A 23,957-nucleotide genomic window follows, 5' to 3' on the forward strand; every position below is an offset into this window, starting at 1 on the left:
GCCCGGAGCGGCCGCCCAAGCCGGCCGTTACAGGGTTTCCAGAACCGCGAATCGGTCCCGGCCGCCCGCGGCCAGGGCGGTGTCGGAGACGTCGTGCACCAGCATGTCGTCCACCCGTGCGCCGAAGGGGCCGGCGCGGCAGGCTTCCAGCATGGCCTCCACCACCTCGGCCGGGCCGGCGAAGACCGCCTCGACGGCGCCGCTCCGCCGGTTGCGCACGAAGCCGAGCAGGCTGCGGGCCTCCGCCTCGCGGGCGCACCAGGCGCGATAGCCCACGCCCTGCACCCGCCCGCGCAGCATCACATGCACATAACGCACCGGCGCCCCCTACTTGCCGCAGCCTTCCGAAGGCTTCAGCGCCTCGAAGGTGGACATGGCGCCGAGCACGGCGAACTTGCCGTAGTCGATCTTCAGGTTGCCCACCACCCCGTTGTCATAGAGGGAGATGGCCATCACATAGGCCGGCGGACCGCCGAATCCGCCCTCGTCGTAATAGCTCACCGTGACCGGATAGAAGGTGTGGCCGGACAGGGACGGCTTCGCCGGGCCGGCGACGCGCGTCTCGTCCGTGCTCGGGGCGCCGATGACGGTCAGCGTGTCGTAGACCTTGGCCGGATCGCTCGCACCGTCATAGACCTTGGCCTGCAGCACCCGCTCGCCGGCCGCCGCCGCCTTCAGTACCTGGGAGACGTGCTCGGTGGGCAGGAGAATGTCGCCCTTCAGCTCCAGAGTGCGGTCCTTGGGCTGAACGACAGTGACCTTGAGGGCGTCGCGGCCCTGGCGCACCACGCTCGCCTCGATCTTCGAGGTGTCGTCCCCATCCTGGGAGGTGGAGGAGAAACGGTAGGACTTCCCCTCCGCATCCTCCCACGCCTTGGAGGTCATGGCCTGCCGCAGGGGGCTGCCGTCACCGGTGGAGGCGACGCTTTCCTGTCGCGTCACGGTGTCGTAGCCGGTGCAGGCGTCGCCGGTGATCTCGTATTCGATCCGCCCGCTCATGTCCTCGAGCTGGCCGGAAGGCTTGGAGGCATCGAGCGTCAGCCGGTAGCTCGCCCGGTGCGGCAGGAAGCTCGCCGCCGCGGCCGGGACCGCCGCGAGGCCGGAAAGGCCGAGCACGGCCAGCGCCGCGCCCGTGGCAACGCCCCTGCCGAATGGATGGCGCGCGGGAAGGCGCATCTTGGAAAATCCTCCTCAGCGCCCGCCTCGGCCAGCGCCGGGCAGGCATTCGGGCACCAGCTTGCGCCGACGCGATGGTTCGGCCAAGAGAGGGTCCAAATGCGCACACCGTGTGGCAGGAGCCCCTCATGACTTCGTCCGTCGACGCCAAGCTCGCCGAACTGGGAATCACCCTCCCCACTCCGACTCCGCCGCTGGCGAATTATGTGCCCGTGGCGCGCACCGGCAACCTGCTGTTCGTGTCCGGCCAGATCTCCATCGACGCCGCGGGGAAGATCATCACCGGCAAGCTCGGCGGCGGCGTGGACGTCGAGACCGGCCGGGCCGCCGCGAAGCTGTGCGCCATCAACATCCTGGCCCAGGTGAAGGCGGCCATCGGCGACCTCGACAAGGTGGTGCGGGTGGTGAAGCTCGTGGGCTTCGTGGCCTCCACGCCGGACTTCGTGGACCAGCCGAAGGTGGTGAACGGCTGCTCCGACTTCCTCGTCGAGGCGCTGGGCGACAAGGGCCGCCATGCCCGCTCGGCGGTGGGCATCTCAGCCCTGCCGTTCGACGCGGCGGTGGAAGTGGAAGCGATCGTCGAGGTCGCCTGAGGCGGAGGACGGACCATGGGCGACCTCGGCTGGCTCACCGCGCGACCGGTCGCCCATCGCGGCTTTCATGATGCTGCCCGCGGCATCATCGAGAATGCCCCCTCCGCCATGGATGCCGCCGTGGCGAGGGGCTATGCCATCGAGCTCGACATCCAGGCGAGCGCCGACGGCGAGGCCATGGTGTTCCACGACTTCACCCTCGACCGGCTGACGGAGGCCACGGGCCCCCTCGCCGCCCGCACGGCGGCGGAGATCGGGCGCATCCTGTTCCGGGGCACATCCGATCCCATTCTCACCCTCTCGCAGGTGATGGCGCGGGTGCGCGGCCAGGTGCCCCTCGTCATCGAGATCAAGAGCGCCTTCACCGGCGACACGCGCCTCGCGGCGCGGGCGGCCCAGTTGGTCTGCGCCTATGCGGGGCCGGCGGCGCTCATGTCGTTCGATCCGCAGATGCTGGTGGAGGTGCGCCGCCAGGCGCCCTCCCTCCCCCGTGGCATCGTCGCGGAGGGGCGTTACGAGGAAGCCGAATGGCCCCGCATCAGCCGACGGGAAGGCGTCGTGCTAGCGAACCTGCTGCACTGGCCGCGCACGCGCTTCCAGTTCGTGAACTACCGCGTCGCCGATCTTGATCGACCCGCCGTGCGGATCGCCCGCGCCGTCGGGCTACCCGTGCTCACCTGGACCGTGCGCACGGCCGAGGACCGGGCGCGCGCCGCCCGCGGCGCCGACCAGATGGTGTTCGAGGGCTTCGCGCCCTGACCCGTTCGAGATGAATTCCGCAGCGGAAGTCGGCACCTGTGGCATCCTGTCGCGGTGGGCAGGCCTGTGTGCAGCGCACACCTTAGCGGGATGCCCGACGCCCACATCCGCATCCTCCCCGCGCTCACAGAGATCAAGGCCGCCGATTGGGATGCCTGCGCCGCAGGCGGCGCGGCCCGCCCCGAGCCCTTCGTCTCCCACGCCTTCCTGAGCGCGCTGGAAGAAGCGGGCTGCGCCGCCCCCCGCACCGGCTGGCTGCCCCAGCATCTGGTGCTGGACGGGCCGGACGGCGCGCCGGCGGCGGTCCTGCCCGCCTATCTGAAGTCCCATTCGCGGGGGGAATATGTTTTCGACAATGGCTGGGCGGATGCCCTCACCCGTGCCGGAGGCGAATATTACCCCAAGGTCCAGGTGGCGGTGCCCTTCACGCCCGTCACCGGCCGGCGGCTGCTGCTGCGTGATCCGGCCGATCCCGTGGGGCGGCCCGCCCTCACGGCGGGGCTGAAGGAGCTGGTGCGGCTGCGCGGGGCCTCGTCCGCCCACGTCACCTTCTCCACCGAGGAGGAATGGGAGGCCCTCGCCGGCCTCGGTTTCCTGAAGCGCACCGACCGGCAGTTCCACTGGACCAATGCGGGATACGCCTCCTACGACGACTTTCTCGCGGAGCTCGCCTCCCGCAAGCGCAAGGCGCTGAAGAAGGAGCGGCGCGAGGCGCTCGGCGACGGCATCACCATCGAATGGCTCACCGGCCCCAGTCTGACGGAAGAGGCGTTCGACGCCTTCTTTGCCTTCTATCTCGACACCGGCGGCCGCAAATGGGGCGCGCCCTATCTCAACCGGCGCTTCTTCACGCTGATGGCCGAGCGCATGGCGGACCAGGTGCTGCTGGTGATGGCGCGGCGGGAGGAGCGCTACATCGCCGGGGCCCTCAACCTCGTGGGCGCGGACACGCTTTACGGGCGCTATTGGGGCGCCATCGAGCACCACCCCTTCCTCCACTTCGAGGTCTGCTACCATCAGGCCATCGACTATGCCATCGCCCACAAGCTCAAGGTGGTGGAGGCGGGCGCCCAGGGCGAGCACAAGCTGGCGCGGGGCTACCTGCCCAAGACAACCTATTCCGCCCACTACATCGTCCATCCGGCCCTGGAGCGGGCGGTGGCGCAATATCTGGAGCGGGAGCGGGCCTATATCGAGGAGGACGCCGCCGTGCTCACCGAGCTCGGCCCCTTCCGCCGCAGCTGCGAGGAGGAGCAGGACTGACGGCCGGCGCGCCCCCGCGCCATGCGACATCATCCGCCCGTTGCCGCACGTGGCCCCACGTCGCTATAGTCTCGCGCGAAAAATCTGGGGTTTGTGATGACGTATTGCTGCGGCGTGCTGGTGCGGGAAGGGCTGGTTCTGATTGCCGATACCCGCACGAATGCGGGCCTCGACAACATTTCCACCTTCCGCAAGCTCCACATCTTCGAGGAGCCCGGCCACCACGTGCTCGGCCTCGCCACCGCGGGCAACCTGTCGGTGTCCCAGTCGGTGGTGAGCCTGCTGCGCGAGGGCGTGGAGGACCACGAGATCGGCGAGCGCCGCCAGCTGCGCGACTGCCGCACCATGTTCCAGGCTGCCCAGCTGGTAGGCACCGCCATCCGGCAGGTTCACAAGGTGAACGGCGCCGTCATGGAACAGAGCAGCATCAATTTCGAGGTGTCGTTCCTGCTCGGCGGCCAGATCGCGGGCGACACCCTGCGCCTCTACATGATCTATTCCGCAGGCAATTTCATCGAGTGCACGCCGGACACGCCCTTCCTGCAGATCGGCGAGCACAAGTACGGCAAGCCGGTGCTCGACCGGGCCGTGACCTATGAGATGGAGATCGCCGAGGCGCTGAAGTCGAGCCTCATCTCCATGGATTCCACCATGCGCTCGAACCTGGGCGTGGGCCTGCCCATCGATGTGATGGTGGTGACGCCGGACTCCCTGCATTCCGAGCTGATCTACCGGATCGAGCCCGGCGAGCCCTATTTCCACGATCTGCGCGAGCGCTGGTCGGCGGCGCTGCGCTCCGCCCACGCCTCCATCCCCCGCCCCCCCTACCTGAAGGATGTGCGGCTGCGCGCCGTCACCGAGGTGTGACGGGCGGGGCCTTGGGCCGGAGATAGAGCCAGAACGAAAAAGGGCGCCCGCGGGCGCCCTTTCCTTTTTCCGGAGCCGTCCGCTCAGGCCGCCTTGGGGGCGAGCTTGGCGGAGACGATCTTGTCGGGGTCCTTCACCGGCTCGCCGCGCTTGATCAGGTCGATGTTCTCCATGCCGGAGACCACCTCGCCCCATACCGTGTACTGGCGGTCGAGGAAGCGGGCGTCGGTGAAGCAGATGAAGAACTGGCTGTCGCCGGAATCGGGGTTCTGCGCGCGGGCCATGGAGCAGGTGCCGCGCACGTGGGGCTGGGCATTGAACTCGGCCTTCAGCTTCTTGCCGGAGCCGCCCATGCCGGTGCCGGTCGGATCGCCGGTCTGGGCCATGAAGCCCTCGATGACGCGGTGGAACGGCACGCCGTCATAGAAGCCCTGGGACACCAGCTCCTTGATGCGGGCCACGTGGCCGGGGGCGAGATCGGGGCGGAAGGCGATGGTCACCGGCCCCTTGGTGGTCTCGAGAATCAGCACTTCGTCACTCATCGACCTCATCCTTTCTGGCGGCGCCGGGAAGACGGCCACCGCATCGGCCCGGCGAGGCCCGGGCATCTGGGGAAACGCGCGCCCGCCCCGCGGGCCTGCCCCACTTCGCCCGCGGCCCGGCGGGACCGCAGGCGAAGGCTGGGCTTCATGCTACTTGGCGTCGGCCGCCACCTGCATCTTCACGATGCGGTCCGGGCTCGGCACCACGCCGTTGGCGGCGGACGAGCCCTTCTTGATCTTGTCCACGAACTCCATGCCGGAGATCACCTCGCCCACCACGGTGTACTGGCCGTTCAGGCTCGGGGTCTCGTCCAGCATGATGAAGAACTGGGAATTGGCGCTGTTGGGGGAGGAGCTGCGCGCCATGCCCACCACGCCGCGCTTGAACGGCGTGCTGGAGAATTCCGCCGGCAGGTTGGGATATTTGGAGCCGCCGGTGCCGTTGCCATACTGGCCATCGCCGGTCTGGGCCATGAAGCCGTCGATGACGCGGTGGAACGGGACGTTGTTGTAGAAGCCCTCGCGGGTCAGCGTCTTGAGGCGCTCCGCGTGCTTGGGCGCAAGGTCCGGCCGCAGCAGGATGACGACGCGGCCATAGGGCGTATCGAGCAACAGGGTGTTCTGCGGATCGCTCTTCGGCTGCGCTGCCGCCGGCAGGGCGAAGGCCAGCGCGAGCAGCGCTGCGGCGAGAAAGCGGCCCATCAGGCGCGTCATGAAGGTCTCCCGGGATCGGCCCCGTTCGCGGGGCGGGTTGGCGTGCGGCCGGATGGCCGCCTTCAGGGACATGCGCGCCGACGACGACCGGCGCGGAAACTCAGAGTGGGAACCTCACCTTGAGCCGGGCCAGCACCGGCGCCGGCACGAAGGCGGAAACATCCCCGCCCATGGCAGCGATCTGCCGCACGAGCGTGGCGGTGATGGGGCGCACCCGCGGCGAGGCGGGCAGGAAGACGGTCTGGATTTGCGGCGCGAGCACACCGTTCATGCCCGCCATCTGCATCTCGTAGTCGAGGTCCGTGCCGTCCCTGAGGCCGCGGATGAGCAGGGTCGCCCCCAGACGCTGGGCGGTGGAGACGATGAGATCGCTGAAGGTCACGGCCTCCAGCGTCGCCTGCTCCTCGGCGGCGATGGGGCCGCACACCTCGCGCAGCATCTCCAGCCGGTCATCGGCGGAGAACAGCGGCGCCTTGCCGGGGTGGATGCCCACCGCCAGCACCAGCCGGTCGGCCAGCCGGCAGGCGGAACGCACCACCTCCAGATGGCCATTGGTGAGGGGATCGAAGGAGCCGCCGTAGATGGCGGTCCGGACGGTGTGGGGCTGCGGCGCGCTCATGGGCTGCAAGGGGTAGCTGCCCGCGCGCGCGGATGCAACGGGGAAGGCCGGCCCGCGCCGGCCCTCCCCGCGCGGCGCCCTCCCCTTCCGGGCAGGCGCCCTTCATCTCAGCGCGACGTGCGGATGACCTGGATGTCGAGGTCGCGGATCTTCTTGCGCAGGGTGTTGCGGTTGAGCCCGAGCAGCTCCGCCGCCTTGATCTGATTGCCCCGCGTGGCCGCCAGCGCGGCCGAAAGCAGGGGATATTCCACGTCCTTCAGGATGCGGTGGTACAGGCCGGGCGGTGGCAGGTCCTCGCCGAAACCGGAGAAATAGGTGTTGAGGTGCCGTTCCACCGAGGCCGCGAGCGTCGCGTCCACGGGGCCCTCCTCGGAGAGGGCGCTCGGCATGGGCTCGGAAAGCTCCGCCTCTATGATGGCCGGAGTGATGACCTCCTGCGGATAGAGGGCCGCGAGGCGCCGCACCAGGTTCTCCAGCTCGCGCACGTTGCCCGGCCAGCGGTAGCGCTTCAGCCGGTCGAGGGCGGCGGTGTCGATCTGCTTGGCCGGCAGGCCCTCCCGCTCGGCCTGGAGGAAGAAGTGACGCACTAGGTCCGGCACGTCTTCCGAACGCTCGCGCAGGGGCGGCAGGCGCAGCGGCACCACGTTCAGGCGGAAGAACAGATCCTCGCGGAACAGGCCCTGCTGGATCAGCGTGCGCAAGTCCTTGTTGGTGGCGGCGATGATGCGCACGTCGGTCTTGATGGGCGTGCGGCCGCCCACCGTCGTGTATTCGCCCTGCTGGAGCACGCGCAGCAGGCGGGTCTGCGCCTCCATAGGCATGTCGCCGATCTCGTCGAGGAAGAGGGTGCCACCCTCCGCCTGCTCGAAGCGGCCCGGGTTGCGGGTGGTGGCGCCGGTGAACGAGCCCTTCTCGTGGCCGAACAGCTCCGATTCGATGAGGTCGCGCGGGATGGCCGCCATGTTGATGGCGACGAACGGCCCGGTGCGGCGCTTGCCGTAGTCGTGCAGGGCGCGGGCCACCAGCTCCTTGCCGGTGCCGCTCTCGCCCGCGATCATCACGGTGAGGTCGGTCTGCATCAGCCGGGCGAGCAGGCGGTAGATCTCCTGCATCGCCGGCGAGCGGCCCACCAGCGGGATGTTGTCCTGCTCCTCCGGGGCATGGTGGCCGCCGTCGCCCTTCTTGGGCTCCGCCAGCGCGCGGCCGACGATGGAAATCAGCTCCTTCAGGTCGAAGGGCTTGGGCAGGTATTCGTAGGCCCCGCGCTCGGAGGCGCGGATGGCGGTCATGAACGTGTTCTGCGCGCTCATGACGATGACCGGCAGGTCCGGCCGCGCCTTCTTGATGCGCGGCAGGAGATCGAAGGCGTTCTCGTCGGGCATCACCACGTCGGTGATGACGAGGTCGCCGTCGCCCTGGCTCACCCAGCGCCAGAGCGTGGCGGCGTTGCCGCAGGAGCGCACCTCGTAGCCGGCGCGGGAGAGCGCCTGGTTGAGCACGGTGCGGATCGCGGCGTCGTCGTCGGCGACCAGGATGCTTCCGGTAGGCATCGACACCTCAATTTTCCTCTTGGGTCGGGCTCTTGCCGCGATACATGGGCAGGAGCACGCGGAAGGTTGTGCGGCGGGGCTGGCTGTCGCATTCGACGATGCCGCCGTGGTCGCCGATGATCTTCGCTACCAAAGCAAGACCGAGGCCACTCCCGGTCGGCTTGGTGGTCACGAATGGGTCGAACAGGTGGGGCACGAGGTCGTCCGGCACGCCCTTGCCATTGTCGCGCACGCAGAACTCCAGCGGCAGGCTCACCCGCGTCGAAGCCCCTGGAACCGTGAGGCGAACACCGGGCCTGAAGGCCGTCGTCAGCTGGATTTCCCCGTCCTGGTCCCCGTCGATCGCCTCGGCCGCGTTCTTCACGAGGTTGAGGAAGACCTGGATGAGCTGGTCGCGGTTGGCGAGCACCGGCGGCAGCGAGGGGTCATAGTCCTCGACGAAGCGGATGTGCCGCGCGAAGCCCGAGGAGGCGAGCGTGCGCACGTGCTCCAGCACCGCGTGGATGTTCACCGGCTCGCGCTCCACCGGGCGCTCGTCGGAGAACACCTCCATGCGGTCCACCAGCTTCACGATGCGGTCCGCCTCCTCGCAGATGAGGCGGGTGAGCGCCCGGTCCTCGTCGTCCGCGGACTGCTCCAGCAGCTGCGCCGCGCCGCGGATGCCCGAGAGCGGATTCTTGATCTCGTGCGCCAGCATGGAGGCCAGCGCGCTCACGGAACGGGCAGCGCCGCGGTGGGTGAGCTGGCGGTCCATCTTGTCGGCGATGGTGCGCTCCTGAAGCATCACCACCACCTGGTCCGGATGCTCGTTCACCGGCGCCACGTGGATGTCCACCACGCGCTCGCCGCCGTTGCGCGGCGTGCCGAGATCCACCCGGTATTCATTCACTGGCGCGCCACGCCGGCGCACCTGCTCGATGAGGCCGAGCAGGGGCGTGCCGAAGGGCACGAACTCGCTCAGCGGCCGGCGGCGCAGGAGCGGGGCGCTGACCTCGAAGAAGGCCTCCGCGGCCACATTGGCATCCGCCACATGGCCGTTGCTGTTGATGGTGAAGACAGGGTGCGGGACCGCGTCCAGGATCGCCCGCGTCATGCCCTGCTCCGGCTCACCCTTGCGCTTCTGGTCCATCTTGCGTGTGTCTTGCTTTCTGGCTTCGGCCTTCATGCCGCCGCCCTCCACATGAGTTCGTCGAAGGCGTCGGCGATGCCGGCCCTCACGGTCGCCGGGTCCTCCTTCACCAGCAGGCGCGAGCGCCAGCGGGCGATGAAGTCGTCGGGCGCCCCCTGGCGCCCCCCGGCGCTTTGGCCGGCCACAGCCGCCGCCAGCGCCCAACCCACATGCTTGCGGGCCTGCCGGACGCCGAGGGCGGTGCCATAAAAGCCCAGCCAGCCGTCATAGAGTTCGAGCAACACGTCGCGCTGCTCGCCGAGGGGCGGATTTTCCGCCACCCGATGGCCGGCGATGGCCTGCGCCACCCGGCCGGGAAACCACGGCCGCCCCTGGGCGCCGCGGCCGATCATCACCCCGTCCGCCCCGGAGGCGGCGAGGATGGCGGGGCCATCGGCGGTGGACACCACGTCGCCATTGGCCACCACCGGAAGGGACACCGCCTGCTTCACCGCCCGGATGGCCGCCCAGTCGGCCCGGCCGGTGTAGAACTGGCATCGCGTGCGGCCGTGGACGGTCACCATGGCGAGGCCGCAGGCCTGCGCCATGCGGGCGAGCTCCACCGCGGTGGACGCCCGCTCGTCCCAGCCGAGGCGGGTCTTCACCGTCACCGGCACGCCGACCGCGCCGCGCACCGCCTCCAGGATGGCGCGGGCGAGCGGCAGGTCCCTGAGGAGCGCGGCGCCGGCCGCCCCTGTGGTCACGCGCTTGGCCGGGCAGCCCATGTTGATATCGATGAGCCCAGCCCCTGCCGCCTCGGCGATGCGGGCCGCTTCCGCCATCAGGCGCGGATCGTTGCCGGCGATCTGCACCGCGTGCAGCGGAACGCCTTCCCCCTCCGCGCGCAGGAGCATCTCCGGATGGCCTTCGAGAAGCGCCTCGCTGGCCACCATTTCTGATATGACGAGCCCGGCGCCGTAGCGGACGGCCATCCGACGCACCGGCGCATCGGTGATTCCCGCCATGGGGGCGAGGATCACCGGATTGGGCAGAGCGTGGGCACCGATCTGCAACCGCGGAATGGAAAATGGGACGATCTCTTGCACAGAAATTAGGCCAGCTGTGTTCTGCCTACATCTTAGACATTTGTGCAGCCCACGCAAGGGCAGTGTGCGCGCATGTGCGGCGCAGCAAGAATGAGCCACCCGCAGGATACCTGCACCCCCTCGGCCTACCCGCCGCGCAGGGAGACGTCCGTGAGCACCGCTGAGCGCACCAGCTGTGTCGCCATCGTGGTTGCCGCCGGTCGCGGCACGCGCGCGGGCGGCGTCCTGCCGAAGCAATACCAGCCCATCGGGGGGGAGCCGGTGCTGCGCCGCACTTTGCGGCTGTTTGCCTCCCATCCGGACGTCACCGCCGTGCTTGCGGTCATCCATAGCGATGATTCAGGCCTCTTTGCGGACACAACCCGCGATCTGCCCAAGATACTGGCACCGGCCTTCGGTGGTGCAACGCGGCAAGCCTCCGTCCGGGCGGGGCTCGAAGCCCTGGCGGCGCTGCCCGGCGGCGCGCCGGACATCGTGCTGATCCACGACGCGGCCCGCCCCTATGCCTCCCCCGCCCTGCTCACCCGCGCCGCCGCTGCGGCGCGCGTGGCGGCAGCGGCCATACCGGTGCTGCCCGTGACCGACACGGTGAAGACCGTGGACGGCGCCGGGCGCGTCACCGGCACCCTGGACCGGGCGCTGCTGCGCACGGTGCAGACCCCCCAGGCCTTCCGCTTCGACGCGCTGCGCGCCGCCCATGCCGCAACCGCGGCGGCGGGGGTCGAGACCCTGACCGACGATGCGGCCGTGATGGAGTGGGCCGGCCACCACGTGACCACCTTCGAAGGCGAGACCACCAACGTGAAGCTGACCACCCCCGAGGACATGACCCGCGCCGCCGGCCCCGCCCTCGCCGACCTTCCCGACCTGCGCACCGGCACCGGCTTCGACGTGCACGCCTTCGGCCCCGGCGACCATGTGATGCTGGGCGGCGTCGCGGTGCCCCACGGCTTCGGCCTGGTCGGCCACTCGGATGCAGACGTGGGCCTGCACGCCCTCACCGACGCGGTGCTCGGCGCCCTGTGCGACGGCGACATCGGCTCCCACTTCCCCCCATCCGACCCACAATGGAAGGGCGCCACCTCCGACCGCTTCCTCGTCCATGCGGTGGAGAAGGTGCGGGCCCGCGGGGGGCGCATCGCCCATCTCGACCTCACCCTCATCTGCGAGGCGCCGAAGGTGGGCCCTCATCGCGAGGCCATCCGCGCCGAGATCGCGCGAATCACCGGCGTGCCGGCGTCCCGCATCTCGGTGAAGGCGACGACCACCGAGAAGCTGGGCTTCACCGGCCGCCGCGAGGGCGTCGCCGCGCTGGCGAGCGCCACCATCCGCCTGCCGTTCGAGGAAGAGGCATGATCGACGCGGACATCTACGCCCGCGCCGTCGCCGTGCTGGAGGCCTTCCGCGCCCGGGGCTGGACGCTGGCGACCGCCGAATCCTGCACTGGCGGGCTGGTGGCCGGCGCGCTGACCGCCGTGCCCGGCTCCTCGGACGTGGTGGACCGGGGTTTCGTCACCTATTCCAACGCCGCCAAGACGGCCATGGTGGGCGTGCCCGAGGCGACGCTGGTTGCCCATGGCGCCGTCAGCGAACCCACCGCCCGCGCCATGGCGCAGGGCGCCCGCGCCATGGCGGGAGTTGATGCGGCCGTGTCGATCACCGGCGTCGCCGGCCCCGGCGGGGGATCACCGGAGAAGCCGGTGGGGCTGGTGCATTTCGCCTGCGCCCGGCGCGACGGCACGGTGGAGCACCGGGAGAGGCGTTTCGGCGACCTCGGCCGGGCCGAGATCCGCCGCCGCTCCGTGCTGGAGGCCCTGGACCTGCTCGCCCGCGCCGCCGACTGAAGGGGAAGCCTCCGGCCATGGCCCGCCCTGCCCCGGCGTGATAGCCAAGGGCGATGACTGACGCCCCCACGCCCGCCGCCGCCCCCGCGCCCGTCGGCCCCCTCGCCGAGATTGCCGCGCTGCTGCCGGCGCGCGGGGCGCTTCTGGGCCTCGACCTCGGCACCAAGACCATCGGCGTCGCCGGCTGCGATCCGGACCGGCGCATCGCCACGGTGGTGGAAACCGTCCGGCGCACCAAGTTCACCGCCGATGCCATGCGCCTCGTCCAGCTGGCGAACGAGCGCAAGGCGGTGGGCTTCGTGCTCGGCCTGCCGCTCAACATGGACGGCACCGAGGGGCCCCGCGCCCAGGCCAGCCGCGCCTTCGCCCGCAACTTCGCCCGTCTCGCCGGCCGGCCCATCGCCTTCTGGGACGAGCGGCTTTCCACCGTCGCCGTGGAGCGGGCGCTGATCGCCGCCGACATGAGCCGCGCCCGCCGCGCCGAGGTGGTGGACCAGCACGCGGCGGCCTTCATCCTGGAAGGCGCGCTGGATTTCCTCGCCCGCGCGGCGAACGGAACGGAAACCGAAGCCCCGAAGTGATTCGGACCCGGTCCGTACCCGCGCCGTTCCGCACGGCACGCGGCGGACGTGCCAATTCGGCACAGGCGCCTCCGGCCGCTCTCCCTGAGGGTGATGACCGGCGCGTCCCCCCGCCTGCACCCTAAGCTTTTGAGTTGGCGCGCCTTCTGCACCCAGCCCGGGTTTCACTCCGCCGGAAAACCCTCTAAAGGGAGGGCTTCGGTGGAAGCCTCGCGCCGGAACCTCACCTGCCCCACGACCGGCAAAACACCGGCCACGAGGATAAATTGCCTGCCGCCGGCCGACAGGCGCCGTATGTGCGTGCTCCCATGTCCGTCGTCTTCTCAGCCCTCATTCCGGTGTTCCTCATCATCGCCCTCGGCGCGGTGCTGCGGCGGATCCTGCTCAAGGACCCGGCCCATTGGGCGGCGCTGGAGAAGCTCACCTATTTCGTCCTCTTCCCGGCCCTGCTCATCGTGTCGGCGGTGAAGGCGGACCTCTCGCAGGTGAACGTGGTGGGGGTCGCCGGATCGCTCATCGGCACGGTGATCCTGCTCTCGGGCCTCATCCTCCTCTTCCACCGCCCGCTCATCTCCGCCCTCGCGGCGGACGGCCCGGCGTTCACCTCCCTGTTCCAGGGGGCAGTGCGCTGGAACACCTACATCGTGCTCGCGGTGGCGGGCGGCCTGTTCCGGGCGGAAGGCATCACCATCGCCGCGCTGGCGCTGGTGGCCATGATTCCGGTGGTGAACATCATCGCCGTGCTGGTTCTGGCCAGCTTCTCCGGCCGCCATCCGCCGACCTTCGGCTATGTGCTCGAACAGCTGGCGCGCAACCCCTACATCTGGTCCTGCGCCCTCGGCGCGGCCCTCAATGCACTGCACGTGCCGGTCCCCAAGGTGCTGGTGGAGTTCGGCGACATCCTCGGCCGGGCCTCGCTGGCGCTGGGCCTGCTGGTGGTGGGCGGCGGCCTGGTGCTGGACCGGCTGACGCGACCCCGGCTCATTGTGTTCGCCAGCCTCGCGCTGAAGCTGCTGGTGAAGCCGGCCATCGCCATCGCCCTGGCCCTGCTGTTCGGTCTCACGGGCACGGAGCTGGTGGTGGTGGCGATCACCGCCGCAGTCCCCTCCGCCCCCAACGGATACGTGCTCGCCCGCCAGATGGGCGGCGATGCCCCGCTGCTCGCGGAGATCCTCACCATGCAGATCGTCGGCGCCGCCGTGACGCTGCCGCTTGTCGTCGTCGTGGCGACGGCCCTCGCCCACTGACGCCGGGGGCCCGTGAGCTTGGCTCATGGATCCCGGATCGAGCCTGCGCGGCCCTTGAGCGTGACCCACCGGGCATCGGTCGAGGGCTCAGGCTGACGGCATGGCTGCGGCCCGGAGCCGGCCCCCGGCCACAGCACGAAAAAGGGGGGCCGGTGGCCGCCCTCTCGCATTCAGTCCTCGGTCCCGCCTCAGCAGGGCGACCAGTAGCCGCCGCCATAGGGGCCGGTCTGCACCCAGCAGCTGCGCGGGCGTGGCGCCGGCTCGTAATAGACCACGGGCGGCGGGGGCGACGGCTCGTAATAGACCACGGGCGGGGGCGGCGGAGGCGCAGCCGCGGCACCGGCGACGGCCGCGGCACCCAGGATGCCCAGGGCGATACCCGCCCCCACGGCGGCGCCGCAATTCCCGCAGCCGTTGGGATACCAGCGCCCACCATACCAGCCGCCGTTGGGATACCAGCGGCCGCGATACCAATAGCCGACGTCCGTCGCCGTCGCGGCATGGGTCGGGGCGACGGCAAGCGCCCCGGAACCGATGGAGGCGGCGGAAGCCGGAGCCGCCACGCCAACGACCACCGTGGCCGCCAGCGTCAGCGCGACGAGCTTCGCGCGAAAGAGAGAAGTCATTCCAGCAACTCCCGATACGTCCAGGCCCTGGGCCTTCGAAAACCCCTTGGAGCACGATCCGACCAGATGGATCGGGCCTCCAACTCATTGAATGGAGACGGATTACCTTCCCCTGCCGAAGCGCATGGGCGATTCGGCAGGGATAGATCCGGCTCCGGAAAACCCGCCCCGGAGCCAGGAGAGGTCCGGTCGAGGGAAACCTTCGTCGAGACTGTTTGCCAAAGTGTGGCGCACTCCCGGCGGTTCCGGGGAGGATTGTCACGAATGATGAACGAGCCCTGAAGATCCGTGTGCGCCCCTTCCGGGCCATCCCGCCGGCAAGGGAGCTGTTCAAAGGGCGCGGGAAGCGCGCGGCTCGGCTTGCCCATGCGGCCCCATGCGTCTATGCCTGCGGCCTGCCATGCACGCTGCACCCGCCTTCACCCTCTCCGGCCGACACCTCATCGGCATCGAAGGCCTCTCCGCCAGCGAAATCTCGGGTTTGCTCGACCTTGCCGAGGAGTTCGTCGAACTCAACCGGCAGATCGAGAAGAAGCGCACCACCCTGCGCGGACGCACCCAGATCAACCTGTTCTTCGAGGCCTCCACCCGCACCCAGTCATCCTTCGAGATCGCCGGCAAGCGCCTCGGAGCGGACGTGATGAACATGTCGGTCGCCTCCTCGTCCGTGAAGAAGGGCGAGACGCTGATCGACACCGCCATCACCCTCAACGCCATGCACCCGGACATCCTGGTGGTGCGCCATCATGCCTCCGGCGCGGTGGCGCTTTTGGCGCGCAAGGTGGATTGCTGTGTCGTGAACGCCGGCGACGGCGCCCACGAGCACCCCACCCAGGCGCTGCTCGACGCGCTGACCATCCGCCGCAACAAGGGCACCATCCAGGGCCTCACGGTGGCCATCTGCGGGGATGTGCTGCATTCGCGCGTGGCGCGCTCCAACATCCTCCTGCTCAACACCCTGGGGGCCAAGGTGCGGGTGGTGGCCCCCTCCACCCTCCTGCCCTCGGGCATCGAGACCATGGGGGCGGAGGTGTTCCGCACCATGGAGGCGGGCCTCGACGGGGCGGACATCGTGATGATGCTGCGCCTGCAGCGCGAGCGCATGGCCGGTTCCTTCATCCCCTCGGTGAAGGAGTACTTCCACTATTTCGGCCTCGACGAGGCCAAGCTCCGCCGCGCCGCGCCCGACGCGCTGGTGATGCATCCCGGCCCCATGAACCGGGGGGTGGAGATCGATTCGGCCATCGCGGATGGCGCCCAGTCGCTGATCCGCGAACAGGTGGAAATGGGTGTCGCGGTGCGCATGGCGGTGCTCGACATCCTCGCCCGGAAGCTTCCCAATGCGTGACGGCCGCTTCAACCACAAGGAGCCGCGCCCGCTGCTCCTCGCCAATGCGCGGGTGATCGACCCCTCCCGCGGCTCCGACTTCCACGGCGACGTCTATCTCGCCGACGGCGTCATCAAGGACGCCGGCTTCGGCATCGCCGCCGCGGGCCTCCCCGAGGGCGCCGAGGTGGTGGATTGCCGGGGCGCCGTGGTCGCCCCCGGCCTCGTGGACATGGGCGCCTTCGTGGGCGAGCCCGGCGCCGAGCACCGCGAGACGCTGGCCTCCGCCAGCCATGCGGCAGCGGCCGGCGGGGTCACCACCATCATCTGCCAGCCCAATACCGACCCGGCGGTGGATGACCCGGCCATCGTGGACTTCATCCTGCGCCGGGCGCGGGATACCGCCGTGGTGCGCGTCCACCCCATGGCCGCCATCACCAAGGGCCTCAAGGGCGAGGAGATGACCGAGATCGGGCTCCTCCAGGCCGCCGGCGCCGTCGCCTTCACCGATGGCCACCGCTCGGTGATGAACGCCCAGGTGCTGCGCCGGGTCCTGACCTATGCCCGCGACTTCGACGCCCTCGTCGTGCACCACACCGAAGATGCCACCATGTCGCAGGGCGCCATGAACGAGGGCGCCTTCGCCTCCCGCCTCGGCCTGTCCGGGAATCCGAAGGCGGCCGAGACCATCATGCTGGAGCGCGACGTGCGCCTCGTCGGCAGCGCGCGCGGACGCTACCACGCCTCGGCGCTGACCTGTGCCGAATCCCTCGAAGTTCTAGAAAGAGCCAAGGAAAATGGCCTGCCGGTGACGGCCTCCGCCACCATCAACCACCTCTCCTTCAACGAACTCGACATCGGCGCCTACCGCACCTATTTCCGCCTCGCCCCGCCGCTGCGCGCCGAGGATGACCGGCAGGCGCTGATCCGCGCCATCTCCTCGGGCCTCATCGACGTGGTCGTCTCCGACCATCTGCCGCAGGACGTGGAAGGCAAGCGCCTGCCCTTCTCGGAAGCCGAGCCGGGGGCCATCGGCCTGGAAACGCTGCTGTCCGCCGCCCTGCGCCTCGTGCATTCGGACCAGGTGGACCTGGTGAATCTGCTCGCTGCCCTCTCCACCCGGCCGGCGCAGATCCTCGGGCTCGATGCAGGGACGCTGCGCCCGGGCGCGCCGGCGGACGTGATCGTGTTCGACAAGGACATGCCCTATGTGCTCGATCCGGCCTCGCTGAAGTCGCGCTGCCGGAACACCCCGTTCGACGAGGCGCGCCTCGATGGACGGGTGCTGCGCACCATCGTTGCCGGCCTCACCGTCTACGAATACGTTTGATCATCCCGCCCGCCGGGAGCCCTTCGTTGAGGTCGTCATGCCAGATGCCCAGTCGCCCGCGCTTGTCCTCGTCCTCGCGCTGGCCCTCGGCTACCTGCTCGGCTCGATCCCATTCGGGTTGCTGCTGACCCGCTCCGCCGGCACCAAGGACATCCGCTCCATCGGCTCCGGCAACATCGGCGCCACCAACGTGCTGCGGACGGGCCGGAAGGACCTGGCGGCGGCGACCCTCGTGCTCGACGCGCTGAAGGGCACGGCGGCGGTGCTGATCGCGCGGTACTTCCTCGGAGCGGACGCGGCGCTCGCCGCAGGGCTCGGCGCCTTCGTCGGCCATATCGCGCCGGTCTGGCTGCGGTTCCGGGGCGGCAAGGGGGTCGCGACCTTCCTGGGCGTGACCATCGGCCTGTTCTGGCCCGCGGCCATCGTCTTCGCCGTGGTGTGGCTCGGCGCAGCGTATCTGACGCGCTATTCGTCGCTCTCGGCGCTGATGGCCTCGGTGGCGACGGTGGTCGCTGCGAAGGCCCTCGCCGGCGATCGCATGGCGCTGCTGCTGGCCCTGCTGGCCGTGCTGCTGTGGATCAAGCACCACGCCAACATCCGGCGCCTCCTCGACGGGACCGAAGGCAAGATCGGCGCGAAGGGCTGAGCCGTGGCGCGGGGCAAGACACCGGATACGACACCGGTCTCCGCGCCCGGCCCGGGACCCGGAGAATTGCTAGGACCCGTCCAACGGCGGGACTGGCTGCGCCTCATCCGCACGGAAAACGTCGGGCCGCGCACCTTTCGCGCCCTCATCAACCAGTTCGGCGGCGCCTCGGCCGCCCTTGAAGCGCTCCCGACCCTCGCCCGGCGTGGCGGACGGCTCATGCCGCCGCGCACGCCGACCGTGGAGGAGGCGGATGCGGAAATGGCCCAGCTCACCCGGCTCGGGGCGCGGCTCGTTGCCATGGGCGAGGCGGACTATCCCCCGGCGCTGGCACATCTCGACGACGCCCCGCCCCTCATCTGCGTCCGAGGCCTGCCGGACGTATTGCGCCGGCCGATGGTGGGCATCGTCGGTGCCAGGAATGCCTCCGCCGCCGGGCGCACCTTCGCCGCGCGTCTTGCCCGCGATCTTGCGGCGGCCGGATGGGTGGTGGTGTCCGGGCTCGCACGGGGCATAGATGCAGCCGCGCACGAAGCGAGCCTCGCGGGCGGGACGGTGGGTGTCTTCGCCGGCGGGCTGGCCCGGCCTTATCCTCCGGAAAATCTTGGCCTGATCGAAAAGGTGGCGGAACAGGGCGCCGTGGTCTCCGAGATGCCGGTGTCCTGGGAGCCGCGGGCGCGCGACTTCCCCCGGCGCAACCGCCTGGTCTCCGGCATGTCCCTGGGGGTGGTGGTCGTGGAGGCCGCGGAGCGCTCAGGCTCCCTCATCACCGCGCGGCTGGCGGCGGAACAGGGACGCGAGGTGTTCGCGGTTCCGGGCTCTCCGCTCGATCCGCGCGCCGGCGGCGCCAACCGGCTGATCAAGCAGGGCGCGACGCTGGTCACCGAAGCGGACGACGTGATCAGCGTTCTCGCCCCCATCGCCGGCCGCGTCCGCCCGGACGCCATCGAGGCGGAGGGCCCTCCCATGGATCCCGCGGCACCGGGGGAGGATGCGCGCGCCCGCGTCCTCGAACTTCTCGGTCCCACCCCCACCTTCATCGACGAACTGGTGCGGCTTTCCGGCTGCAGCGCCGCAGAGGTGCAGATGGTGCTGCTGGAGCTGGATCTCGCCGGCCGGCTGGATCGCCCCGGCACGGGGCGGGTGGCGCTGCGTTGAGGTTGCTACGGCCCGGGTGCGTCCCTCCCCTCCCTCCCCGGAGAGACAGAAGACATTTCACCGGCGGCGGCCTTGGCCTCGAGCCGGGCCATTTCGAGAATGTATGCGAGGGTGAGAAGCCCACTCGCCCGCGCGATGCGGGAAAGTTCCGCGCTCATAGCAGCCACATAAGCAGCCGCGGCTGCGGGGTCTCCCCCCGGTCCAGAAGTCGTCGCATCGGTCATGGCGCGTCCATCGCGGCATCGGGTAGATAGACCTCTTATCGCTTGCATATCATATGAAAACATACTCAAGGTTGTATATCGCCTCCTCCGGACAGGGAAGCTTGGCTGGTTGCCTGATTAGCGGCCAGATTTGACAGGCGCCGCTCGGCTCCCCATGTTGCGCCCGCTTCTCCGGTGCCGCAGTCCGGCTCGTCGGCCCGCATGCGGGAATCCGAATGGGGTGCGCCGGCTGGAGGAACGCCGGAACCAGGGGAAGCAATCCGATCGCGGTGACCGCGGGCCGTCCCGACCCGTCGCGCCGCATTCGACCGGGCCGCGCAATGGGGCGGCGGCCCCCTGAAGAGACACGGTTCGTCATGCAGGTCGTCATCGTCGAATCGCCGGCCAAGGCGAAGACGATCAACAAATATCTCGGTCCGGGCTACGAGGTGATCGCCTCCTACGGCCACGTGCGCGACCTCCCCTCCAAGGACGGCTCCGTCGATCCCGACGCCGACTTCCGCATGCTCTGGGAAGTGGATCCCAAGGCGCAGAAGCGACTCAACGAGATCGCCAGCGCCGTGAAGGGAGCGGACGGCCTTATCCTTGCCACCGACCCGGATCGCGAGGGCGAGGCCATCTCCTGGCACGTGCTGGAGGTGCTGCGGCAGAAGAAGGCGCTGAAGGGCCAGAAGGTCGAGCGCGTCGTCTTCAACGCCATCACCAAGCAGGCCGTGCTCGACGCCATGAAGGCGCCCCGCGCGATCGATGTGGCGCTGGTGGATGCCTATCTCGCCCGCCGCGCGCTCGACTACCTCGTCGGCTTCACCCTTTCGCCCGTGCTCTGGCGCAAGCTGCCCGGCGCCCGCTCGGCGGGGCGCGTGCAGTCGGTGGCCCTGCGCCTCGTCTGCGACCGCGAGCGCGAGATCGAGACCTTCGTCGCACGGGAATACTGGTCCATCGCCGCTAGGCTTGCGACCCCCCGGGCCGAGGAATTCGAGGCGCGCCTGTCCGGCGCCGACGGCAAGAAGATCACCCGCCTCTCGGTCGGCACCGCCGAGGAGGCCAAAGCCTTCCGCGCCGCCCTGGAGAGCGCGGACTTCCGCGTCCGCTCGGTGGAGGCGAAGCCGGTGCGGCGCCACCCGCAACCACCCTTCACCACTTCCACCCTCCAGCAGGAAGCGAGCCGCAAGCTCGGCCTTGCCCCGGCGCGCACCATGCAGATCGCCCAGCGTCTCTACGAGGGCGTGGACGTGGGCGGCGAAACGGTGGGCCTCATCACCTACATGCGAACCGACGGCGTCGACATGGCGCCGGAGGCGGTTGCCGCCACCCGCAGCGCCATCGGCAAGCAGTTCGGCCCGAAGTATCTGCCCGGCGTGCCGCGCAAATACACCACCAAGGCGAAGAACGCCCAGGAGGCCCACGAGGCCATTCGCCCCACGGATCCGTCCCGGCACCCCCGCGAGGTTGCCCGCTATCTCGATGGCGAGCAGGCGAAGCTCTACGAGCTGATCTGGATCCGCACCGTGGCCAGCCAGATGGAATCGGCGGAGCTGGAGCGCACCACCGCCGACATCGAGGCGAAGGCTGCCGGCCGCACGCTGGATCTGACCGCCACCGGCACGGTGGTGAAGTTCGACGGCTTCCTCACCCTCTACCGCGAGGGCAAGGATGACGAGGACGACGACGAGGAGAGCCGCCGCCTTCCCGCCATGAGCGCCCATGAGACGCTCGACCGGCGCGCCATCCTCACCGACCAGCATTTCACCGAGCCGCCGCCGCGCTATTCGGAAGCCTCGCTGGTGAAGCGCATGGAGGAACTCGGCATCGGCCGGCCTTCCACCTATGCCGCCGTGCTCGCGGTGCTGCGCGACCGCGAATATGTGAAGCTCGACAAGAAGCGCCTCGTCCCCGAGGACAAGGGACGGCTGGTCACCGCCTTCCTCGAGAGCTTCTTCAAGCGCTACGTGGAATACGACTTCACCGCCGACCTCGAGGAGAAGCTCGACGAGGTGTCGGCGGCGGAGCTCGATTGGAAGGACGTGCTGCGCGCCTTCTGGCAGGATTTCTCCGCCGCCATCGAGGCCACCAAGGACCTGCGGGTCTCCCAGGTGCTCGATGCGCTGGACGAGATGCTCACCGCCCATATCTTCCCACCGCGGGAAGACGGCACCGACCCGCGCCTGTGCCCCACCTGCGGCAATGGCCGGTTGTCGCTGAAGATGGGCAAGTTCGGCGCCTTCATCGGCTGCTCCAATTATCCCGAGTGCCGCCACACCCGCCCGCTCACGGGCGGCGAGGGCGCCCCCGAGGGGGATGGCAAGCGCGTGCTCGGCCTCGATCCGGAGACGGGCGAGGAAGTCACCGTGCGCAGCGGGCGCTTCGGCACCTATCTCCAGCTCGGCGAGGGCAAGGACGGGGAGAAGCCCAAGCGCTCGTCCCTGCCCAAGGGCCTTGCTCCGGCGGACGTGGACCTTGAAACCGCGCTGAAGCTCCTGGCGCTGCCACGTGAGATCGGCCGACATCCGGACGACCAGGAGGCGATCCTGGCCGGCATCGGCCGCTATGGCCCCTATGTCCAGCACGGCCGCACCTATGCCAACCTGGAGGATGGCGACGACGTCCTCTCCATCGGTCTCAACCGGGCGGTGACCTTGATTGCCGAGAAGCAGTCGAAGGGCCGTGGCGGGCGGGGTGGGGCGGCCGCGGCAGGGCGCTCCGTCGGCGACCACCCGACGCTGGGCGGGCCGATCACCGTGCGGGCCGGCCGCTTCGGACCCTATGTCAACCATGGCAAGGTCAATGCGACACTGCCCAAGTCGGTGGATCCGGAGACGCTGACCCTCGAGGCGGCGGTTCAGTTCATCGACGCCAAGGCAGCCTCTTCTCCCGCCAAGCCCGCCCGCGGGGCCCGCAAGGCTCCGGCGAAGGCGGATGGCGATGCCCCGGCCAAGAAAGCCGCAGCCAAGAAAGCCCCGGCGAAAAAAACCGCAACCAAGGCTGCGAGCAAGACGGCGAAGAAGCCCGCCGCCAGCAAGAGCAAGAAGGCGGCGGAATGATCCGCGGGGGATGGCGCCTCAGATGAGCCCGCCGTCCCCCTCCCCCGCCGTGTGCACGGAGCCGCGCAGGGGCCGCTCCGGCAGCGACCACAGGGCGACGGCGGCCAGGACCGCGACCACCCCGACCGCCAGGAACACGAGCCGAAACGCCGCTTCGAGGCTGGTGGCGGAGGTCGAGCGGGCCAGCGTTTCCGAATCCATCCCGGCCTGCGCCCCCAGGGCGGAAAGCAGCACCGCTCCCAGCATCGCCACCACCAGGGCTCCGCCGAGCTGGCGGAAGAAGGTCATCACGCCCGTGGTCGTCCCCATGCGATGCAGCGGCACGGCATTCTGGATGGAGACCGTGCTCACGGGCAGGACGGTGCCGATGCCCGCGCCGACCAGAACGAAGGCGATGGCGAGCGCCGGCAGCGGCAGGTACGGACCGAAGGCCAGCAGCGCCAGCATCAGGGCAGATATCGTCACGCCGACCAGGGCCGGACGCTTGTAGTGCAGCAGCCGCGGCATGGCGCGCCCGGAGGTCACTGCCCCGCACACCACCCCGCCCATCAGCGGGATGAGCGCAAGCCCCGATTGCGTCGCCGAAAGTCCGCGAGCGGTTTCGAGGTAGAGGGGCACATAGATGGAGAGGCCCACCATCGCCCCGACCGCCATGAAGGCCGCGGCGATGCCCCGCCCCACCACCGGATCCGCCAGCAGGCCAAGCGGCAGGAACGGCTCCGCGGCGCGGCTCATGCGTCGGATGAAGAGGCCGGTCAGCGCCGCCGTGCCAAGCAGCAGCCCGAGGATGACCGGCGCCCCCCAGGCAAACCGCACACCGCCCCAACCGAGGGCCAGAAGCAGCAGGATGCTCGCCGCGGCCATCAGCGCGGCGCCGGGGATATCCATCCGGTGCCTCTGCTCGTGCCGCGGCAGCCGGCGCAAGGCACGGGAGGTGACGAGGAAGGCGACGAGGCCGAGCGGCAGGTTGATCCAGAAGATCAGCGTCCAGCTCAGGTGCTGTGCGAACAGGCCGCCGAGCACCGGCCCGGCGATGCTGGAGGCGGCGAACACGCCGGCGATCTGCGCCTGGTAGCGCCCGCGCTCGCGGGGCGGCACGAGATCGGCGATGATGGTCTGCGACAGGGAAATGAGCCCGCCTCCGCCGAGCCCCTGCACGCCGCGCGCCAGGATGAGCACGAGCAGGCTCGAAGCCAGCGCGCACGCAACCGATGCCGCAGAGAAGGCCGCCACCGAAGTCAGCAGCATCACCCTTCGGCCGTAGATGTCGCTGAGCTTGCCGTAGAGCGGCGTCGCCACCGTGCAGGCGAGGAGATAGGCGGTGATGACCCAGGACAGGTTGGTAAAATCGCCAAAGGCTTCGCCGATGGTCGGCAAGGCGGTGGCGACAATGGTCTGGTCGAGCGCGCCCAGCAGCATCGCCAGCATCAGCCCGAAGATGATGCGCCTGACTTCCCCATGGTCGGGAAGCCGAGGCGCAGGGCCGGGGGTGCAGGCGAGCGGGCCAAGACCATCGGTTGCCGGCTCGGATTGGAACGAAGTCTGACGCATCGGCCCGCTGGGTTGGGAATTCTGGTGCACCTTGTAGAGGAAGGCTGGCGCCGGCACCCCTCTCTTTCGCTTCAAAAAACCGTGC

General features: G+C 69.7%; 23 protein-coding genes. 13 read left to right on the forward strand and 10 right to left on the reverse strand.

Annotated elements, in window-relative coordinates:
* Window positions 1–27: 27 nt before the first annotated feature.
* Together V5F59_RS12280 and V5F59_RS12285 are read right to left on the reverse strand one after the other, a co-directional pair.
* Window positions 28–318 (reverse strand): acylphosphatase, encoded by a 291-nt coding sequence (locus V5F59_RS12280; protein WP_393977743.1) that lies wholly within the window; start codon window positions 316–318, stop codon window positions 28–30.
* A gap of 9 nt (window positions 319–327) precedes the next feature.
* Window positions 328–1,176, reverse strand: coding sequence for a cell envelope integrity EipB family protein (locus V5F59_RS12285; protein ID WP_393977745.1), 849 nt, complete (start codon window positions 1,174–1,176; stop codon window positions 328–330).
* A gap of 128 nt (window positions 1,177–1,304) precedes the next feature.
* On the opposite strand from V5F59_RS12285, the gene V5F59_RS12290 reads away from it, so the two are divergent.
* From V5F59_RS12290 to V5F59_RS12305, 4 genes are all read left to right on the forward strand, one after another.
* Window positions 1,305–1,769 carry a RidA family protein gene (locus tag V5F59_RS12290; RefSeq protein WP_393977747.1) on the forward strand — a complete coding sequence of 155 codons (465 nt, stop codon included), beginning with the start codon at window positions 1,305–1,307 and terminating at the stop codon, window positions 1,767–1,769.
* 15 nt (window positions 1,770–1,784) lie between these two features.
* Window positions 1,785–2,528 (forward strand): glycerophosphodiester phosphodiesterase family protein, encoded by a 744-nt coding sequence (locus V5F59_RS12295; protein ID WP_393977749.1) that lies wholly within the window; start codon window positions 1,785–1,787, stop codon window positions 2,526–2,528.
* Between the two features lie 90 nt (window positions 2,529–2,618).
* Window positions 2,619–3,791 (forward strand): GNAT family N-acetyltransferase, encoded by a 1,173-nt coding sequence (locus V5F59_RS12300; RefSeq protein WP_393977751.1) that lies wholly within the window; start codon window positions 2,619–2,621, stop codon window positions 3,789–3,791.
* Window positions 3,792–3,887: 96 nt separating this feature from the next.
* Window positions 3,888–4,658, forward strand: a complete 771-nt coding sequence (locus tag V5F59_RS12305; protein WP_393977753.1) for a proteasome-type protease — start codon at window positions 3,888–3,890, stop codon at window positions 4,656–4,658.
* Between the two features lie 83 nt (window positions 4,659–4,741).
* On the opposite strand, the gene V5F59_RS12310 is transcribed toward V5F59_RS12305, so the two are convergent.
* The 6 genes from V5F59_RS12310 to dusB form a co-directional block, all read right to left on the reverse strand.
* Window positions 4,742–5,200: a peptidylprolyl isomerase gene (locus V5F59_RS12310; protein ID WP_393977755.1), complete on the reverse strand. Its 459-nt coding sequence runs from the start codon at window positions 5,198–5,200 to the stop codon at window positions 4,742–4,744.
* Between the two features lie 150 nt (window positions 5,201–5,350).
* Window positions 5,351–5,914, reverse strand: a complete 564-nt coding sequence (locus V5F59_RS12315; RefSeq protein ID WP_393977757.1) for a peptidylprolyl isomerase — start codon at window positions 5,912–5,914, stop codon at window positions 5,351–5,353.
* 100 nt (window positions 5,915–6,014) lie between these two features.
* The gene (gene coaD / locus V5F59_RS12320) at window positions 6,015–6,533 is read right to left on the reverse strand and encodes a pantetheine-phosphate adenylyltransferase (protein ID WP_393977759.1); all 519 of its coding nucleotides are present in this window, start codon (window positions 6,531–6,533) and stop codon (window positions 6,015–6,017) included.
* Window positions 6,534–6,640: 107 nt separating this feature from the next.
* On the reverse strand, window positions 6,641–8,083 hold the full coding sequence (gene ntrC / locus V5F59_RS12325; protein WP_393977761.1) for a nitrogen regulation protein NR(I): 1,443 nt from the start codon (window positions 8,081–8,083) through the stop codon (window positions 6,641–6,643).
* A 7-nt stretch (window positions 8,084–8,090) separates the two neighbouring features.
* Window positions 8,091–9,212, reverse strand: a complete 1,122-nt coding sequence (locus V5F59_RS12330; protein ID WP_393977763.1) for a two-component system sensor histidine kinase NtrB — start codon at window positions 9,210–9,212, stop codon at window positions 8,091–8,093.
* 32 nt (window positions 9,213–9,244) lie between these two features.
* Window positions 9,245–10,216, reverse strand: coding sequence for a tRNA dihydrouridine synthase DusB (gene dusB / locus V5F59_RS12335; RefSeq protein WP_509211223.1), 972 nt, complete (start codon window positions 10,214–10,216; stop codon window positions 9,245–9,247).
* Between the two features lie 231 nt (window positions 10,217–10,447).
* Between dusB and V5F59_RS12340 the strand changes: the two genes are divergently transcribed.
* From V5F59_RS12340 to V5F59_RS12355, 4 genes are all read left to right on the forward strand, one after another.
* The gene (locus tag V5F59_RS12340; protein WP_393977765.1) at window positions 10,448–11,653 is read left to right on the forward strand and encodes a bifunctional 2-C-methyl-D-erythritol 4-phosphate cytidylyltransferase/2-C-methyl-D-erythritol 2,4-cyclodiphosphate synthase; all 1,206 of its coding nucleotides are present in this window, start codon (window positions 10,448–10,450) and stop codon (window positions 11,651–11,653) included.
* A complete protein-coding gene (locus V5F59_RS12345; protein WP_393977767.1) occupies window positions 11,650–12,141 on the forward strand; it encodes a CinA family protein in 492 nt (163 codons plus the stop codon). The genes V5F59_RS12340 and V5F59_RS12345 overlap by 4 nt, the downstream gene beginning before the upstream one ends.
* A 53-nt stretch (window positions 12,142–12,194) precedes the next feature.
* On the forward strand, window positions 12,195–12,722 hold the full coding sequence (gene ruvX / locus V5F59_RS12350; protein WP_393977769.1) for a Holliday junction resolvase RuvX: 528 nt from the start codon (window positions 12,195–12,197) through the stop codon (window positions 12,720–12,722).
* 308 nt (window positions 12,723–13,030) lie between these two features.
* Entirely contained in the window at window positions 13,031–13,969 is a 939-nt protein-coding gene (locus V5F59_RS12355; protein ID WP_393977771.1) for an AEC family transporter, read from the forward strand.
* A 188-nt stretch (window positions 13,970–14,157) separates the two neighbouring features.
* Here V5F59_RS12355 and V5F59_RS12360 read toward each other — a convergent pair whose 3' ends face one another.
* Window positions 14,158–14,595: a hypothetical protein gene (locus V5F59_RS12360; RefSeq protein ID WP_393977773.1), complete on the reverse strand. Its 438-nt coding sequence runs from the start codon at window positions 14,593–14,595 to the stop codon at window positions 14,158–14,160.
* Between the two features lie 400 nt (window positions 14,596–14,995).
* On the opposite strand from V5F59_RS12360, the gene V5F59_RS12365 reads away from it, so the two are divergent.
* The 5 genes from V5F59_RS12365 to topA all read left to right on the forward strand — a co-directional run bounded on the left by V5F59_RS12365 (window position 14,996) and on the right by topA (window position 22,321).
* Window positions 14,996–15,943 (forward strand): aspartate carbamoyltransferase catalytic subunit, encoded by a 948-nt coding sequence (locus V5F59_RS12365; protein ID WP_393977775.1) that lies wholly within the window; start codon window positions 14,996–14,998, stop codon window positions 15,941–15,943.
* On the forward strand, window positions 15,936–17,252 hold the full coding sequence (locus V5F59_RS12370) for a dihydroorotase (protein WP_393977777.1): 1,317 nt from the start codon (window positions 15,936–15,938) through the stop codon (window positions 17,250–17,252). The genes V5F59_RS12365 and V5F59_RS12370 overlap by 8 nt, the downstream gene beginning before the upstream one ends.
* Before the next feature lie 37 nt (window positions 17,253–17,289).
* The gene (gene plsY, locus V5F59_RS12375) at window positions 17,290–17,898 is read left to right on the forward strand and encodes a glycerol-3-phosphate 1-O-acyltransferase PlsY (RefSeq protein ID WP_393977779.1); all 609 of its coding nucleotides are present in this window, start codon (window positions 17,290–17,292) and stop codon (window positions 17,896–17,898) included.
* A 66-nt stretch (window positions 17,899–17,964) separates the two neighbouring features.
* Window positions 17,965–19,056, forward strand: a complete 1,092-nt coding sequence (gene dprA, locus V5F59_RS12380; RefSeq protein WP_393977781.1) for a DNA-processing protein DprA — start codon at window positions 17,965–17,967, stop codon at window positions 19,054–19,056.
* Window positions 19,057–19,636: 580 nt separating this feature from the next.
* A complete protein-coding gene (gene topA / locus V5F59_RS12385) occupies window positions 19,637–22,321 on the forward strand; it encodes a type I DNA topoisomerase (protein ID WP_393977783.1) in 2,685 nt (894 codons plus the stop codon).
* Between the two features lie 18 nt (window positions 22,322–22,339).
* Here topA and V5F59_RS12390 read toward each other — a convergent pair whose 3' ends face one another.
* Window positions 22,340–23,929: an MFS transporter gene (locus tag V5F59_RS12390; RefSeq protein WP_509211224.1), complete on the reverse strand. Its 1,590-nt coding sequence runs from the start codon at window positions 23,927–23,929 to the stop codon at window positions 22,340–22,342.
* Window positions 23,930–23,957 lie beyond the last annotated feature (28 nt).

The organism is Xanthobacter nonsaccharivorans (assembly GCF_043194755.2).
GTDB lineage: Bacteria > Pseudomonadota > Alphaproteobacteria > Rhizobiales > Xanthobacteraceae > Xanthobacter > Xanthobacter autotrophicus_G.

Bases quoted from the DNA above. Each gene is read 5' to 3' on its own strand.
- V5F59_RS12285 (WP_393977745.1), bottom strand. From the start codon at position 1,176: ATGCGCCTTCCCGCGCGCCATCCATTCGGCAGGGGCGTTGCCACGGGC.
- V5F59_RS12290 (WP_393977747.1), top strand. From the start codon at position 1,305: ATGACTTCGTCCGTCGACGCCAAGCTCGCCGAACTGGGAATCACCCTC.
- V5F59_RS12295 (WP_393977749.1), top strand. From the start codon at position 1,785: ATGGGCGACCTCGGCTGGCTCACCGCGCGACCGGTCGCCCATCGCGGC.
- V5F59_RS12300 (WP_393977751.1), top strand. From the start codon at position 2,619: ATGCCCGACGCCCACATCCGCATCCTCCCCGCGCTCACAGAGATCAAG.
- V5F59_RS12305 (WP_393977753.1), top strand. From the start codon at position 3,888: ATGACGTATTGCTGCGGCGTGCTGGTGCGGGAAGGGCTGGTTCTGATT.
- V5F59_RS12310 (WP_393977755.1), bottom strand. From the start codon at position 5,200: ATGAGTGACGAAGTGCTGATTCTCGAGACCACCAAGGGGCCGGTGACC.
- V5F59_RS12315 (WP_393977757.1), bottom strand. From the start codon at position 5,914: ATGACGCGCCTGATGGGCCGCTTTCTCGCCGCAGCGCTGCTCGCGCTG.
- coaD (WP_393977759.1), bottom strand. From the start codon at position 6,533: ATGAGCGCGCCGCAGCCCCACACCGTCCGGACCGCCATCTACGGCGGC.
- ntrC (WP_393977761.1), bottom strand. From the start codon at position 8,083: ATGCCTACCGGAAGCATCCTGGTCGCCGACGACGACGCCGCGATCCGC.
- V5F59_RS12330 (WP_393977763.1), bottom strand. From the start codon at position 9,212: ATGGACCAGAAGCGCAAGGGTGAGCCGGAGCAGGGCATGACGCGGGCG.
- dusB (WP_509211223.1), bottom strand. From the start codon at position 10,216: ATGGCGGGAATCACCGATGCGCCGGTGCGTCGGATGGCCGTCCGCTAC.
- V5F59_RS12345 (WP_393977767.1), top strand. From the start codon at position 11,650: ATGATCGACGCGGACATCTACGCCCGCGCCGTCGCCGTGCTGGAGGCC.
- ruvX (WP_393977769.1), top strand. From the start codon at position 12,195: ATGACTGACGCCCCCACGCCCGCCGCCGCCCCCGCGCCCGTCGGCCCC.
- V5F59_RS12355 (WP_393977771.1), top strand. From the start codon at position 13,031: ATGTCCGTCGTCTTCTCAGCCCTCATTCCGGTGTTCCTCATCATCGCC.
- V5F59_RS12360 (WP_393977773.1), bottom strand. From the start codon at position 14,595: ATGACTTCTCTCTTTCGCGCGAAGCTCGTCGCGCTGACGCTGGCGGCC.
- V5F59_RS12365 (WP_393977775.1), top strand. From the start codon at position 14,996: ATGCACGCTGCACCCGCCTTCACCCTCTCCGGCCGACACCTCATCGGC.
- V5F59_RS12370 (WP_393977777.1), top strand. From the start codon at position 15,936: ATGCGTGACGGCCGCTTCAACCACAAGGAGCCGCGCCCGCTGCTCCTC.
- plsY (WP_393977779.1), top strand. From the start codon at position 17,290: ATGCCAGATGCCCAGTCGCCCGCGCTTGTCCTCGTCCTCGCGCTGGCC.
- topA (WP_393977783.1), top strand. From the start codon at position 19,637: ATGCAGGTCGTCATCGTCGAATCGCCGGCCAAGGCGAAGACGATCAAC.